General features: G+C 62.7%; 10 protein-coding genes. 6 read left to right on the forward strand and 4 right to left on the reverse strand.

Annotated elements, in window-relative coordinates:
- Nucleotides 1-48 precede the first annotated feature (48 nt).
- From AC2FL1_RS09960 to AC2FL1_RS09980, 5 genes are all read left to right on the forward strand, one after another.
- Nucleotides 49-1,299, forward strand: coding sequence for an aminotransferase class V-fold PLP-dependent enzyme (locus AC2FL1_RS09960; protein ID WP_496876804.1), 1,251 nt, complete (start codon nucleotides 49-51; stop codon nucleotides 1,297-1,299).
- A 196-nt stretch (nucleotides 1,300-1,495) separates the two neighbouring features.
- A complete protein-coding gene (gene acsA / locus AC2FL1_RS09965; protein ID WP_496876805.1) occupies nucleotides 1,496-3,238 on the forward strand; it encodes an acetate--CoA ligase in 1,743 nt (580 codons plus the stop codon).
- Nucleotides 3,235-5,232, forward strand: coding sequence for a pyruvate dehydrogenase (acetyl-transferring) E1 component subunit alpha (pdhA, locus tag AC2FL1_RS09970; RefSeq protein ID WP_496876806.1), 1,998 nt, complete (start codon nucleotides 3,235-3,237; stop codon nucleotides 5,230-5,232). Before acsA ends, pdhA begins: the two co-directional genes overlap by 4 nt.
- A gap of 16 nt (nucleotides 5,233-5,248) precedes the next feature.
- A complete protein-coding gene (locus tag AC2FL1_RS09975) occupies nucleotides 5,249-6,430 on the forward strand; it encodes a dihydrolipoamide acetyltransferase family protein (protein ID WP_496876807.1) in 1,182 nt (393 codons plus the stop codon).
- Nucleotides 6,427-6,681, forward strand: coding sequence for an acyl carrier protein (locus AC2FL1_RS09980; protein ID WP_496876808.1), 255 nt, complete (start codon nucleotides 6,427-6,429; stop codon nucleotides 6,679-6,681). Before AC2FL1_RS09975 ends, AC2FL1_RS09980 begins: the two co-directional genes overlap by 4 nt.
- 23 nt (nucleotides 6,682-6,704) lie before the next feature.
- On the opposite strand, the gene AC2FL1_RS09985 is transcribed toward AC2FL1_RS09980, so the two are convergent.
- The gene (locus AC2FL1_RS09985) at nucleotides 6,705-9,389 is read right to left on the reverse strand and encodes a cation-translocating P-type ATPase (protein ID WP_496876809.1); all 2,685 of its coding nucleotides are present in this window, start codon (nucleotides 9,387-9,389) and stop codon (nucleotides 6,705-6,707) included.
- Between the two features lie 131 nt (nucleotides 9,390-9,520).
- Between AC2FL1_RS09985 and AC2FL1_RS09990 the strand changes: the two genes are divergently transcribed.
- Nucleotides 9,521-11,098: an oleate hydratase gene (locus tag AC2FL1_RS09990; RefSeq protein ID WP_496876810.1), complete on the forward strand. Its 1,578-nt coding sequence runs from the start codon at nucleotides 9,521-9,523 to the stop codon at nucleotides 11,096-11,098.
- 40 nt (nucleotides 11,099-11,138) lie between these two features.
- Here the strand turns inward: AC2FL1_RS09990 and AC2FL1_RS09995 are convergent, their stop codons facing one another.
- The 3 genes from AC2FL1_RS09995 to AC2FL1_RS10005 all read right to left on the reverse strand — a co-directional run bounded on the left by AC2FL1_RS09995 (nucleotide 11,139) and on the right by AC2FL1_RS10005 (nucleotide 15,617).
- Nucleotides 11,139-11,849 (reverse strand): hypothetical protein, encoded by a 711-nt coding sequence (locus AC2FL1_RS09995; protein ID WP_496876811.1) that lies wholly within the window; start codon nucleotides 11,847-11,849, stop codon nucleotides 11,139-11,141.
- Entirely contained in the window at nucleotides 11,846-14,287 is a 2,442-nt protein-coding gene (locus AC2FL1_RS10000) for a Lon protease family protein (protein WP_496876812.1), read from the reverse strand. Before AC2FL1_RS10000 ends, AC2FL1_RS09995 begins: the two co-directional genes overlap by 4 nt.
- Before the next feature lie 253 nt (nucleotides 14,288-14,540).
- The gene (locus AC2FL1_RS10005) at nucleotides 14,541-15,617 is read right to left on the reverse strand and encodes a phosphatase PAP2 family protein (RefSeq protein WP_496876813.1); all 1,077 of its coding nucleotides are present in this window, start codon (nucleotides 15,615-15,617) and stop codon (nucleotides 14,541-14,543) included.
- Nucleotides 15,618-15,638 lie beyond the last annotated feature (21 nt).

Genomic DNA, 15,638 nt, shown 5'->3' on the forward strand with positions numbered 1-15,638 from the left:
ATCCCCTAAGTTGCCCGAAGCACACCATTCAGGAGCCTGACCCCTCAGATGACCAAGATATCCGATCCCTTGTTGGCGCAAATCCGTGACCGATTTGCCCAGGTCGAAAATTGCCCGGTGCAGGGGCGGCGCATCTTCTTTGAAAACGCCGGTGGTGCGTTGACGCTGAAAACCGTTCTGGAAAGCTCTGCCATCCATGCCGCCATCCCCGACAACCAGGGACGCGACAATCCCGGCAGTCATGCACTGGTGGCGACAATCAACAAGGCCAAGCAGGACATGGCGGACTTCATGAACGCCCCCGGAGGCCAGTTCTTTGTGGGGGAAAGCGGCACTGAATTGCTGTTCCGCCTGATCATGAACGCCTGTCTGGGTACCGGCACAGGCAAGGTTCTGGGATCGACGCTGGAACACCCCGCCTCTCGCTCGGCCTGTGACCGCTGGGCACGCATCGCGGGCCAGCAGCATGTTCTGATCCCTCATGACGGCACCACCGGCACGATCGGGGCCGATGCCTATGCCGCCGCCATCACCCCGGACACCAGGGTGGCCACGATCATACATACCTCGCCCGTGACGGGCATGGGCGTCGATGTGACCGCCATCAGCCGCGCGATCCGCGCGGTGGCCCCCGATTGCATCATCATCGTCGACGGCATTCAGCACGCGGCCCATGGCGGCATCGACCTGACCGACCATGACGTGGATGGATACGTGATCTCGCCTTACAAGGTGTTCTCGCGCCATGGGTACGGGGTTGCATGGATCTCGGACCGGTTGACCCGCCTGCCCCATAACGCGCTGCTCGACGGGCCGGAAGACAACTGGGAAATGGGTACCCGCGACACCGGTGCCTATGCGACAATGTCGGACGTCGTCTCCTATTTCGAATGGCTGGGCGGCGAGGTTAGTGATGCCACCGACCGACGAGGCAAGTTCAAGGCGGCGGCCGAAGCGATCCATGACCAGGAAAAGGCCCTGACCGATGCCATGATCCATGGTACCGGCAACCTGTCCGGCCTGGCGGAGATGGAAAAAGTGACCATCCTTGGCGGTGTCGACAACCCCGCGCGCGAGGGACTCGTGTCGCTGCGGGTCGAGGGCGTGCCCTCGGTGGATGTGGTCAGGGCGCTGAACGAACAGGGCATTCGGACCCATCTGAGAAAGGCGGACCACTACTCGGGCAACATCCTGACACCGCTGGGCATGGACAGTTGCGTGCGCGTTTCGATGTGCCATTACAACAGCATCCAGGAAGTCGCCCAGTTCCTTGCCGCCATGAAAGACATCACCGCCTGACAGCCTGCCGTCCGGGGCAGGCGAAAGGAACGTGCCGCGCGGTCTTGCCCGCGGCGCGTTTCGTGAGCAGACCGCTCCCGGCAACACGGCCACACCAGTGCCGCGTGCGGGGCCTCTTGGGTCCGGGCCCGTTTTGATATGGATCATTGCTCGCGCGGCTCCGCTTCGGCCACATTTCAAGTGGGAGGGGGCCGTGATGCACGAGATCATCAGAAAGCGCCCGCAGCATTTGGGAAGCTCAAAGTCGACGCCGGACGTCGGAACCGCTCGGTTGGATGCCTACGCGATGGGACGCGCGCTGGTTACGGGTTTGCCGAATGGCGCGCTCAACATCGGTTTCGAGGCCGTCGATCGCCATGTCGCGCAGGGCCATGGTCGTGAAACAGCGATCATCTGGCTCTCGAAAGATGGTCGCCGCGAGGTGATCAGCTATCAGGAGCTTGCCGAACTCTCCTCCCGATTAGCAAATGTGCTGAAGTCGCATGGTCTGGAGAAAGGAGCCCGCGTCTTTTCCGCCATGGGCCGCGAGAAAGAGCTTTATGCCGCGGCCTTGGGCACCTGGAAGGCGGGCATGGTCTTCACGCCGCTCTTCGCCGCCTTCGGGCCCGAGCCGTTCAGAACCCGGATGGAAATCGGAGAGGCCAACGTTCTGGTCACCAGCCGCGCACTCTATGAACGCAAGATCGCCGCCTGGCGGGAGGACATCCCGACGCTGCGTCTTGTGTTGATCGTTGGCGAGGAGGCACCCGAGGGATGTGTCGCGCTGGGTCCGGCGCTGCGCGCAGCCTCGCCGGAACACGAGACGGTCAACACCCGGCCCGAAGACCCGGCGCTGATCCATTTCACCTCGGGCACCACCGGCAAGCCCAAGGGTGCCTTGCATGTTCACGAGGCGGTTCTCTACCACGCCCTGTCCGGGCGCCATGCGCTGGGGCTGCGGCCCGGCATTCGCTACTGGTGCACCGCCGATCCCGGCTGGGTCACGGGAACGACCTATGGCATCATCTCGCCGCTGGTGAACCGGGCCACGATGATCGTTGACGAGGCGGAGTTCGATCTTGACCGCTGGTACGGGACGCTTCAGCGGGAAAAGGTCCAGATCTGGTATTCCGCCCCGACCGCGATACGGATGATGATGCGCGCCGGCAAGGACGCCGCCGCTCCTTACGATTTCTCGGTCCTTGAGTTTCTGGCCAGTGTTGGCGAGCCGCTGAACCCTGAGGCGGTGATCTGGTCGAACGAGGTGTTCGGGCTGCCGTTCCATGATAACTGGTGGCAGACCGAAACCGGCGGGATCATGATCGCCAACACGCAGGACGCGGACATCAAGCCCGGTTCGATGGGCAAGCCGCTGCCGGGGATCACCGCCGGGATCGTCGAACCCGCCGTTGATGGCCTGCGCGAACTGCCGGATGGCGAGATCGGCGAACTGGCCTTGCGGCCAGGTTGGCCCTCGATGATGCGGGCCTATCTGAACGAACAGGCGCGCTATGACAAGTGCTTTGCCGATGGCTGGTACCTGTCCGGCGACTTGGCCATGCGCGATGCCGACGGGTATTACTGGTTCGTCGGGCGGGCCGACGACCTGATCAAGTCCTCGGGCCACCTGATCGGGCCGTTCGAGGTGGAAAGCGCGCTGATCGAACATGACGCGGTGGCCGAGGCGGCGGTGATCGGCGTGCCCGACGAAACCGCCGGCGAGGTGGTCAAGGCTTTCGTCACGCTCAATCTTGGTGCGGAGCCCGGCCCCGAGCTTGAACGCGACATTCGCGGTTTCGCCCGCAAAAGTCTGGGTGCCGCCGTGGCCCCGCGCGAGATCGTGTTCCGCAACACGCTGCCGAAAACGAGATCGGGCAAGATCATGCGCCGTCTGTTGAAAGCGCGCGAACTGGGTCTGCCCGAAGGCGATACCTCGACACTGGAGACGGAGGAGACATGAGCACGGAGGAAAAACCGAAGCTTGATCACGACACTGTCCGTCGGCGTCTTGGGGACATGATCCGGGTGCGACGCTTCGAAGAACGATGCGCAGAGTTGTATACACAGGAAAAGATCCGGGGATTCCTGCATCTCTACGATGGTGAAGAGGCGATTGCCGCCGGGATCATCCCGCTTCTGGCCGAGAAGGACCGGGTTGTCGCCACCTATCGCGAACATGGCCACGCCCTGATGCGCGGCGTGCCGATGACCACCGTCATGGCCGAGATGTATGGCAAGGCCGAGGGCTGCTCCGGCGGTCGCGGCGGCTCCATGCACCTGTTCGATGCCACGCGCAATTTTTATGGGGGGAACGCCATCGTGGGCGGCGGCCTGCCGCTGGCCGCCGGACTTGCGCTGGCTGACAGGATGCGGGGTGACGACACGGTCACCGCCTGTTTCTTTGGCGAGGGCGCTGTGGCCGAAGGCGAGTTTCACGAGGCGATGAACCTTGCCGCGCTCTGGACCCTGCCGGTTCTGTTCGTCTGCGAGAACAATGGCTATGCCATGGGAACCGCGCTGGACCGGTCCGAGTCGGAAACAGATATCGGCCGCAAGGCTGCCGTCTTTGGCATCGAAACGCAGGTTGTCGACGGCATGGATGTCGTCGCTGTCGAGGTGGCCGCGGCGAAGGCGCTGCGCCGGATACGCGCGGGCGAAGGCCCCGTCTTTCTGGAGTGCCGGACCTATCGGTTCCGGGCGCATTCGATGTTCGACGCGCAGCTCTATCGCGACAAGGCCGAGGTTGAAGCGTGGAGGCAAAAAGGGCCGATCCTGCGGTTCCAGTCCTGGCTTCTGGACAACGGTCTGATCCATGAAGAAGAGATCACGGCGATCGGGGCCCGTGCCGAGGCCGAGATCGCCGAGGCGGTGCAGTTTGCCGAGGCAGGCACCTGGGAACCGGTCGAAAGCCTGACCCACGACGTGGTGGCCGTCGAAACGCCACCGGTCGCAGCATCCCCGCCCACCGGGGAGAAGATCGAGACCACCTATCGCGACGCCGTTCGCGCCGCGATTTCCGAAGCGATGCGACGAGATGAACGGGTGTTCCTGATGGGAGAGGACGTGGGCGCCTATGGGGGCTGCTACGCGGTGTCCAAGGGGTTGATGGACGAATTCGGCGAGGCCCGCGTACGCGATACCCCACTGTCGGAATCCGGCTTTACCGGCGCCGGGATCGGGGCAGCCTGTGCGGGCATGCGCCCCATCGTAGAGCTGATGACGGTGAACTTCAGCCTGCTCGCTCTGGACCAGATCCTGAACACCGCAGCGACACTCAGGCACATGTCCGGCGGGCAGTTCAACGTGCCCGTGGTGATCCGCATGGCAACTGGCGCGGGCAAGCAATTGGCCGCGCAGCATTCCCACAGCCTCGAAGGGTGGTATGCGCATATTCCGGGGCTCAGGGTGCTTGCCCCCGCCACGCTGGAGGATGCGCGCGGCATGCTGTGGACGGCGCTGGAAGATCCCGACCCGGTGCTGATCTTTGAAAACGTGATGCTCTACAATCGCAGCGGCGAGATCGACGCAGGCGCGGGTGCCGTTGACATCTCGCGCGCGGCGATCCGGCGCGAGGGCGGTGACATCACCCTGATCACCTATGGCGGTTCGCTCCACAAGACGCAGGAGGCCGCCGAGGAACTGGCCAGCGACGGGATCGCGGCCGAAGTGATCGACCTGCGCGTGTTGCGACCGCTTGACGATGAAACCATCATGGCCTCGGTCGCGCGAACACGGCGTGCGGTCATTGTCGACGAGGGCTGGCGCAGCGGCTCGCTGGCGGCGGAAATTTCGGCGCGCATCATGGAACAGGTGTTCTGGACCCTCGACGCACCGGTCGGGCGGGTCTGTTCGGCAGAGGTGCCGATCCCCTATCCGAAACATCTGGAGGATGCCGCGATCCCGCAGGTTCCGGCCATTGTCGCCGCCGCCAAAACGGCATTGGGGCGCGGCTGAGATGGGTGTTTTCCGAATGCCATCTCTGGGGGCCGACATGGAGGCCGGGACACTGGTCGAATGGCTGGTGAACCCCGGTGACACGGTCGCGCGCGGTGATGTGGTCGCCGTGGTCGAGACCCAGAAGGGCGCGATCGAGGTCGAGGTTTTCGAGGCAGGTACGGTCACGGAACTCTTGGCGGAGATCGGGCAAACCCTGCCGGTTGGTGCCCCCATGGCCCGGATCGGCGACGGCGAAGAAGCGGGTGCGGAGCCAAAGCCGCCGGAAGAGGAAACACGACCGGCGCCGAAGGAGCGGAGCGCCCCTGCCCCGCCAGCAGAAGCCGAAGCGCCCTCGGAAAAGCCCGCGCAGCCCCGGCAAGAGCCACCAGCGTCCGCCGCCGGTGCAAGCCCGGCGGCCCGCCGCGCTGCGCAAGTGGCCGGGATCGACATCGTCCGGGTCAAGGGCTCGGGCCCCGGAGGCGCGGTTGTTCTGGCTGATGTCGAGGCGCAAATGGTACAGGCCACGCCCACCATCCGGCCAGCCGGAGAAGGCCTGTCGGACATGCGCCAGGCCGTCGCCGCCGCCATGAGCCGGTCCAAGCGCGAGATACCGCATTTCTACGTCTCTCACACGGTCGAAACCCAACCGGTTTCGGAATGGCTCGCGCAGCAAAACGCCGAGCGGCCGCCAGCCGAACGGATTTTGCTGGGAGCAGTCTTTGTCAAGGCGGCGGCCATGGCGGCCCGGCAGGTCGCTGCTCTCAACGGTCATTTCACGGAAGGTGGTTTTGCCCCCTCGGAAACGGTGAACATCGGCATGGTCATTTCGCTGCGCGGTGGCGGGTTGGTGGCCCCTGCGCTGGCCGATGTCGACAAGATGAGCCTGTCGGATGTCATGGCCGGGTTGCGCGACATGGTAACGCGGGCGCGTTCCGGGCGCTTGCGCGGTTCCGAGCTCACACGCGGCACCCTGACCGTGTCGAGCCTGGGCGAGGACGGCGCAGAGGGCATGACCGGAGTGATCTTTCCCCCACAGGTCGGGCTTCTTGCCGTGGGCGCACCACAGATACGACCATGGGTAACCGGGTCCGGGGTGGAACCGCGCCAGGTCACGACCCTTGTTCTGTCCGCCGACCACCGTGTTTGCGACGGACGGCAGGCGTCCCGGTTTCTCGTCGCCATCCAAGACTGCCTTGCCAAACCGGAGGAGCTATGAACGAAACCGAAACGAGGGCGATCTTTCTGGAGGAACTCAACCGGGTCGCGCCCGACATAGACCCGGCAACGGTAAGGGACACAGACCATCTTCAGGATGATCTGGAACTGGATTCCATGGATATCCTCAATCTCGTGACAGCGCTGCATGCGCGTCTCGGCGTTTCTATCCCCGAGTCCGATTACAAGGAGATTGAAACGCCACGGAAAGCCAGCGGATATCTTGCCAGACGGCTGCGCGAGCCGGAGTAACGGGCGCTGCTGCCAGCGCGTCGTCAATCCGCTGGCCTGGTGCGGCGGCCTGCGCGCAACCACACGCCCCCGACCACAATGGGAAACAGGCTTGCACCAACTGCCAGCGCCATTTGCCGCCAGCCTAGCGGCGTCAGCTGCAAAGCCTCTGAAACGGCCGGGATCTGGAACGCGGCCACCAGCAACCCCATGCAGAACCCCAGCGCGGCATAGACCCAAGGGTTTCTGGTGATGCTGTTGACCAAGCCACGTTCGCCCCGGTCACGCATGTTGAACACGTGCCACAGCTGCGCAAGAGCAAGGGTCAGGAACGCGACGGACACGGCATCGTGGGCATCCATGTCCAACCGGGCCAGCGCGATCCAGAACGCCCCCAGCGTGGCAATGGTGATGGCAAGGCCGAAGACGGCGATATCAACCCATTGCGGTATTCCGACAATCGGTTCTTTCGGATCGCGCGGCGGGCGTTTCATGACGCTGCGATCCCCCTCGCCAAGACCCAGTGCAAAGGCGGGAAAGACATCCGTCACGATGTTCAGGAACAGGATCTGAAGCGGCAGCAGCGGCGCGGGCAACCCTGCGGCAATGGCCAGCCCGACGATCAGTATCTCACTGAAATTGCAGGACATGAGGTAGATGACAAAGCGCCGGATATTGCCAAATATGACGCGCCCCTGCCACATCGCCGCAACGATCGAGGAGAAAGCATCATCCTTGAGGATGACATCCGCCGCATCGCGCGCGACCTGCGTGCCGCGCTGGCCCATGGCGATACCGATATCCGATTTCTTGAGCGCGGGCGCATCGTTCACACCGTCACCAGTCATCGCAACGATATGACCGGCGTCCTGGTAGTGGGCGACGAGCTTCAATTTGGTTTCCGGAGCAACGCGGGCGAAAACATCAACCTGCTCCAGCTGATCCCGCATCTCGGCATCGTTGCCCCTCGTTTTCAACCCTTCAAGCGATGTTTCGGACAGCGCAACGATGCGCCCATCCTCTCCGAGACCGGCCTGCAACGCGATTTCCCTGGCCGTCGCAATATGGTCACCGGTCATCATGACAACGCGCACTCCGGCGTCCCGGCACTCGGCAATGGCGGCGGGCACATCCTGTCGGAGCGGATCAAGAAGCGTGACGAGGCCGACAAGAATCAACGACTGATAGAGGGCGGCTTCCTCTGGACCGCCCTGTTTGTAGGCCAGCCCAATCAGGCGATAGCCGTCACCTGCAGCATCCTCGACCCGTTGCAGCCAGTCCTGCCGCGCGACCTCGGAGAGGTCACGGATGCCCTCTGCCGTCAAAACACGATCAGAGGCGTCGATCACCGCTTCGGGCGCCCCCTTGACCGCGGTAAACACATCGCCGCCTGCGGAATGCAGCGTCGCCATCATCTTGAATTCGGGATCATAGGGATGCTTGGCGATCGCGGGCCTGTCGTCCGCGTCGAGATCGGGACGCACGCCAAGCAGTTCGGCAAAATGCAGCAAGGCGATTTCCATCGGGTCACCGACCCCGTGTTGCGCGCCCGCCTGACCGATCTCGGCAGTATTGCACAACACGCCGATTTCCAACGCGAGACGCAGATCGGGCGCGGTCACGGCCGCTTGTGCATTCAACAGATCAGCGGCCGCCAAATCGCGCCCGTCCAGCAGGAACCCCGCGACGGTCATGCGGTTCTCGGTCAGTGTCCCGGTCTTGTCCGTCAGGATCAGCGTTGTCGCGCCCAGGGTTTCCACCGCCGAAAGCCGTTCGATCAACGTGTTCCGCCGCGCCATCCGCAACATCCCTCGGGCAAGAGCGAGCGTGGCGACGACCGGCAACCCCTCGGGCACTGCCGCGACGGCCAGTGCAATCGCGGTTTCGATCATGTCTACCAGCGCCAGACCTCGTACAAACCCGATTGCGCCAATCAGGGTGGATAGCGCGATGGTGATCAGGACCAGGGTGCGCCCCAACCTGTCGAGGCGCTTTTCCAGCGGATGCGCGGCAGCCTCGGCGGTTTGAACCAGTGTCGATATCCGACCCAGTTCCGTTTCGGAACCGATCGTCGCGACCACGCCGATCCCATCGCCCCGCGTCACCGCCGTGCCCTTGAAGGCCATGTTGGTTCGATCCGCGACAAGAGCGTCAAGAGCAAGCGGCGCGACGGTTTTCGAAACGGGGGCCGATTCACCGGTGAGCGCGGATTCGTTGCATTGAAGCGTATCTACCTGGATCAACCGCAGGTCGGCAGGCACCACATCCCCCGCCTCGACGACAACGATGTCGCCCGGCGTGATCTCGTGCACCGGCAGCATGACCGAATGACCGTCACGCCGGACGCGTGCCGTTGCCGCGGTGAGACTGAACAGCGCTTCCATCGAGCGCAGGGCTTTCCAACTGGTGAAGAAGCCGATGGCGGTGTTGATGGCCAGCACGAGGATGATCGCAACCGCTTCGGGATGGTCCCCCACCGCCACCGACAACAGCGCGGCAGCACTCAGCAACCAGACGATCACGCTGCGGAACTGATCGAGCAAGAGTGCCAGCGTAGAGCGACGCTTCACCCTGTCCAGACGGTTGTCTCCATAGGCTTGCCGCCGCAATGCGGCCTCGTCCGACGACAGGCCGATTTCCGGGTCGACGCCAAGAAGAGCGAGCGCCGCCGCGCTCCCGTCTGCGTGGACCTGTGATCGTATCTCGCTTTCTACATGGATGCGTGACATGGGCTTTCGCGATCCGGAGGCAGTTGAACGCCCGCCTCCAACAAAACATTTTCGACCGGGTTCCAGACGCCTGTCGGCACCAAGATCTATAGATGCTAGAATTGTGATACAATCTGGTGAAAGGTCACGCCATGCCAACGGCGACGCACACGCAAACACATCATATCGTAGGGGCCGGCATCGCGGGGCTGGCGACGGCGGTGTATCTGTGCCGCGACGCGGGCGTTGCTGGTCGCAACATCCATATCTACGAAGCACTGGAGACGGCGGGCGGGGCGCTTGACGGATCGGGGAGTGCCGAAACCGGTTACCTGGTTCGAGGCGGTCGCATGTTCGAAGACCAGTTCGTCTGCACGCTGGATCTTCTCGACAGCATTCCTCTTGCCGACGATCCGACAACGTCGCTCAAGGAGGATCTTCTTGCGTTCAACCGCATGGTTCCGGGATCCTCCAATTGCAGGCTGGTGCGTGATGGCAGGCCGGCCGAGGACCGGCACGAACTGACGCTGAACGCACGCGACATTGTAGACATCAACAGGCTGTTCCTGCACAGCGAGCGGGGTCTGGGCGGCAAGACCATCCAGGACTGGTTTCAACCCGATTTCTTCGACAGCAATTTCTGGCTGATGTGGTCGACGATGTTTTCGTTCCAGCCGTGGCATTCGCTGACCGAAATGCAGAGGTATCTGCGGCGTTTCATCCATCTGTTTCCCGGCTTCACCCGGATCGCCGGGATCTTGCGGACACGCCACAACCAGTATGATTCAATCATTGCTCCGATCCTGGCATGGCTGACGGCCCGCGGCGTACGTATCGAAACCAAGGCGCATGTTGCCGACGTCCTGATCAGCGGCACCAAGCTGGATCGCCGCGCGAGCGCCCTCCTGCTTAGCGATGGCAGGACGGTGCCGCTGCGGTCGGACATGTATGCCTACCTGACCCTTGGTTCGATGACAGAGGGCTCGGCTCTGGGGTCCAACGACCGCGCGCCAAGCGGCGGCAACGGTCCGGGGCCAAGCTGGAACCTGTGGCGCAAGCTGGCGACTGAACACGAAGGTTTCGGGAACCCCGACGTGTTCCTGGGCCGACCCGACCAGACCGCATGGACATCTTTCACGGTCACGATGGATGGCCCCGAGTTCTTCGAGTTCATGGAGGATTTCACCAACAATCGCAGCGGAACCGGGGGGCTTGTCACCTTTGCCGGTTCGGGCTGGACGCTTTCTGTCGTGATGCTTCATCAGCCGCACTTCCGGGCGCAGAAGAAGGGGACCTATACGTTTTGGGGTTATGGCCTGCGGGGTGAACGGGACGGAGACTTTGTCAGGAAGCCCATGTGGGAGGCCACCGGAACGGAAATCATCAAGGAGCTTTCCGGCCAGTTGCGCCTGTCCGAGGCGCAGAGGGCATGGTTCGACTCGGCGCGTATCATTCCCTGCCGCATGCCTTTTATCACCAGCCAGTTCATGCCGCGCAATCCGGGCGACCGCCCCGACGTACGCCCGCCCGGTGCGCGCAATTTTGCGATCATCGGGCAATATTGCGAACTGCCCCGCGACTGCGTCTTTACGGTGGAGTATTCGGTACGCTCGGCCCGGACCGCCGTTGCGCAATTGACGGGACTGGTCGATGCGCCCCCACCCGTTTCACGCACCGATCTCGATCCGATGGTATTGGGACGCGCGGCAAGGGTGCTGTTGGGTATGTAGCTCCCGCCTGCCGGCTCAAGCGTATCAAGAGAACTCCGCCTCAGTCACGGGGCGCACCGGTTTGGGCAGAGGGGCGCTTGAGACGCGTTGCCCCGATCACCACCACCGGGCATCTTGCGGCCGAGAAAAGATGTCTTAGGTCCTCTTCACTGGTGAAAGGCCCCACTGTCAGATCGACGACGATCGCCGCGACACGGCTGCGATCGATCCGCTCCAGAACCTCTGCGGCTTTCTCGTCATTCCGAACCTCGGACACGAGGGCTGCGGACGCATCGGCCAGCGCCCGTACTGTGGCCAACACTGTGGCGGAATGTGAACCGGTTGCGCCGATCAGCAGCACATCGCCATGAAAACCGAGCATCGGGCGCTGGCACAAAAGCAGGATATCTTCGTCTTGGGCGGCGGCACATGCGCAGGATACGATATCGCCCTCGGCAAGGTCGCAACGCCAGTTCCGGGACCGACCCGAAGCGAGTTCGGCCATCAGTGTCTCGACAGAGCTTACCTCTCGTTTCAAGGTTCGCCGCGATTGTTCGTCACTGGGAATGTCGTGCAACGTACCGTCGGGGGCAACGATCCTGTGCCCCGCGCCAATTGTCAGCCCGGCAATCCGCGTATCCACAAGCAGCCCCCTCGGGGCCGCCGAGAGTGTCTCGAGCAAGACGCGCGCATAAGACATCGTGGCCTTGACATCGGCAAGGCTCATGCCCGCAACAACAAGATTTGGCTCGGGTCGCATCCTGCCAGTCATGACCGGCCATCCTCTCCTGTCGGCTCGGCACGCGACGCAAAGGCCCTTCGTTCCCTGGCAAAGGTGCGTAACCGTTCTTCGACATCCGCATTGACGCTTCCCTCCGGGAACGCGCCCGTTTCCGTTCTGGCGCCCGCGGTGCAGCCGGTCATGATTTCCAGCCCCTCATCGACCGACTGGATCGGAATGATACGAAAACGCCCCTGCGCAACCGCCGCGACCACCCGGTCACGCAACATGAGATGTTCGACATTCGAGGCCGGGATGATCACACCCTGCCCGCCGGTCAGACCACGCGCATCGCACAGATCGAAGAAGCCCTCGATCTTTTCGTTGACGCCACCGATCGCCTGAACTTCGCCCAGCTGGTTGACCGAACCGGTCATTGCGAAATCCTGCCGGACGGGTCGGCCCGAGAGTGCCGAAAGCAGCGCAATCAGTTCGGCACAAGAGGCACTGTCGCCATCGACCCCGCCATAGCTCTGCTCGAAAACAAGGCTGGCATGCAGCGAAAAAGGTGCATCAAGCGCGTAGGTCGATGTCAGATATCCCGCAAGGATCATGACGCCCTTGGAATGCAGGGCACCGCCAAGTTCCACCTCTCGCTCGATGTCGATCAGCTTGCCGGATCCCATTCGGACACGCGCCGTGATGCGCGAGGGTCGGCCGAACCTGTGCCCCCCCGTCTCTATCACGGACAATCCGTTGATCTGGCCCACCTTGGCTCCTTCGGTATCGATCAGGATGATCTGCCGCGACATGGCTTCCTGAAAACGCTCCTGCACCCGCGATGCGCGCCGCTCACCCTCGTCGACGGCGCGACCTATATCGGCTTCACCGACGATGGAATGCCCGTCGGAGCGGGCATAATGCTCCGCCTCGCGCAGCAGGTCTGTCAACGGGCTCAGTTGCAGCGTCAGCTTTCTGGCATCACCTGCGATCCGCGTGGCCTCGTCCAGCAGGCGTGCCGCACCGGTATCGGACAGGGGAAGCAAACCCTGTTCGCGGACAAAATTGCGAATGACCGAGGCCAGACCGATCATTGTCTGGTCGCTGCGGTCCACCACACCTTCGAAATCGGCCTGTACCTTGAACAGTTCCGAAAACTCCGGGTCCAGCATGACAAGGAGACTGTGCAGCATGCGGTCCCCGACAAGAACGACCCTGACATCCAGTGGAATCGGTTCCGGTTCCAGTGATGTTGTCGAGAACAGGCTCATGCGATCCGCAAGCGAGGTGATCGTGATCGACCGTTTCTTGAGACAACGCTTCAGCGCGTCCCATGCATAGGGCTCCCCGAGAATGCGCTGCGCATCGATCAGCAGGTACCCCCCGTTTGCCAGGTGCAGCGCGCCCGGACGAATGAGGGAAAAGTCGGTGACCAGGGATCCCATCTGGGAAACATGTTCAATACGCCCCGCCAGCCTTTCCAAAGTCGGAAGATCCTCGACAACCACGGGCGCCGACGCATCCGGTCCCGGATCGTTGGACACGATCACGTTGACCTGATACCGCCGGAAGATCGGGTCGAGATGCGATTTCCCAACCGCCTCGGGAAAGGGCCCGGTCTGCCGCTCGGCTGCGGCCTGAAGAAAGGTCTCGGGGTTCTCGATCATGTCGGTCCGGACACGCGCCAGATAGCTGGCAACCCCGTCGACAGTGCCGAAAACAGATTGAGCCTCGTCGATCCGGCTTGAAACCGCGCGTTCAGCCATCTCGGCATTCAGCTCTTCTACGCGCGAGCGGTGTTCACGCTCCAGTTTCGAAGCGTCCCTGAGAATCTCGGACAGCTGGTTCTGAAAGCGATCGACCTTCTCCTCGATCGCGGCCTGCTCGTCTTCGGAAAGCTTCTGGAATTCCTCGGTCTTGAGGACGTTCCCCTCTTTGGTTGCAGCGACCATGAAACCCATCGGCGTTCTGATCAGGGTCGTGTCTTCGGCGCGGGCGCGCTCGGCAAAATCGGCCATCGCCTGCTCGTGCCGCTCGCTGAAGCTCTCTTCGATTGCGCGCCTTTGTGCCTGATATTCCTCGGACTCGAAGAGCGCCGGCATGTCGCCCGCGAGGTCGTCGATGATGTCCTCCATCTCGGTCTTGAGACGATCCGCCATACCGACAGGAAGCTTGAGCGCGACCGGCTTGTGCGGCGCGTCAAAGTTGTTCACGTAGACCCAATCGCATGGGGTTTCGCGCGTGGCTGCGTGATCACGCAGAACCTGCTCGACCGTAGTATGGCGCCCCGTGCCTTGCGGGCCGAGCACGAAAAGGTTGAAGTCCGCGTGGCGAATTTCGACGGCCAGCTTGAGGGCGCGCAGCGCGCGTTCCTGCCCAACGAGCGTGCCATTCCCGGCTGTTTCGACTTGCGCCGCCGCAAGGATCGCGGGGTCGCACTTCTGCTGCAGCTGTTCGACCGACAGTTCACCCTTCGATCGTGTCGCCATGATAGCCACCTCGTGTACTCCGGATGCCTTCAATCTAGGTGCTGCGAAAAAGGTTGGCGTTGATCTCCATCAAGCGTTTGCGGCCTTCAGGAAACGAACGTTCTCGGGTTCGATGAGCAAGGTATTCCCTGCCACAGGATGGCATCGGCCTCGCCTTGACTGACGACAGCAGGTGCAAGAAAACCGAGCCTCGCGTGACAGCGGCTGTTCTCGTCGGGAATGGCGAAGTCATCGCCCTTTCCAGGCAGATGCGTCAGCTGGCCACGTTCGAGACACCATTCCATTCCAGCCTGGCCTTCTTGAGCAGACCGTCCTCGGCCAGGGTACCAACCGTCGCGCAAGCTTTCATGATCGGAAAGGCGGCCAGCGCCAGCCGCTTTCCCGCCTCGCTGTCTGACGGGTAGTGAACCCCAAGAACCTCGCGGTTTCGGGCGATGCGCGTGGCCATGTCATGCAGGGCATTGCGTGTTGCACCGCCCTGATGCGCGGTTTCCAGTATCTTGTTTCCCGCTGCGTCCAGCATTACCTCGTCAAGACAATAGGCAATCAGCCAGGCTTCGGTGGCATGGGCGCTGGGATAGGCGGCATGCTGGGGCACATCGATCGGTGGCAACAATCCGGGATGCAATTGAGAGGGTCGCGGGCGCCCGAACTTCATCTTGAAGTGGAAGGCAAGAAACTGTGCCACCGCAAGCGCCAGATGGCACAGGCGGAACGTGTTGGGATGCGACAGGTATGCAAACGGCATGATCCCCTGAAAATAGCCGATCAGCGTATCACGTTGCTGCAAGGCCTCATCCAGTACGCCCTGCCGATACTCGATCAGCCCCACCAGTTCTTTCAGCTCATCGTCGATCTTCCAACTCACTCCGCCGCCGAAATTCGTCTCATCGCCTGTGTTGGTTCCGGTATGGGCCGGTTCGGGCAATGACAGGCTCATCCAGTCGGGGCCACCTGCCCCTTCAGAATCCAGGGCGGCGAATTCGGAAAGGAATGCAATCGCCTGATTGCCCGGCGACCAGTGGTTGAACGACGCGGATTTGTAGAACTTGTATATCGCGTGAAGCCGCGCGGGGTCGCCTGAGCCGTCCGCTACGACCGGGTGGGTCGGTGGCCATTGATTGCCCGGCCACCAGCGGTTTTCAACCGCCGGGGTCCCCTCGCCGTCATGCTCGGTGTGTGGCGAGATGCCCAGTCCCAGATAGGCCGGACTACCACCATAGCCCGAGGCCCCGCGCGCATCCCTTGCATCGCGTGCATCCCGGGCGTCGCGCGCGTCGCGTGCATCGCGCGCATCAAACGGGCCAAGTCTTCCTGTCGGTATCGGCATCTTGCTGTTCCCCCTTCGTTG

The organism is Ruegeria sp. YKSF070, assembly GCF_059612725.1.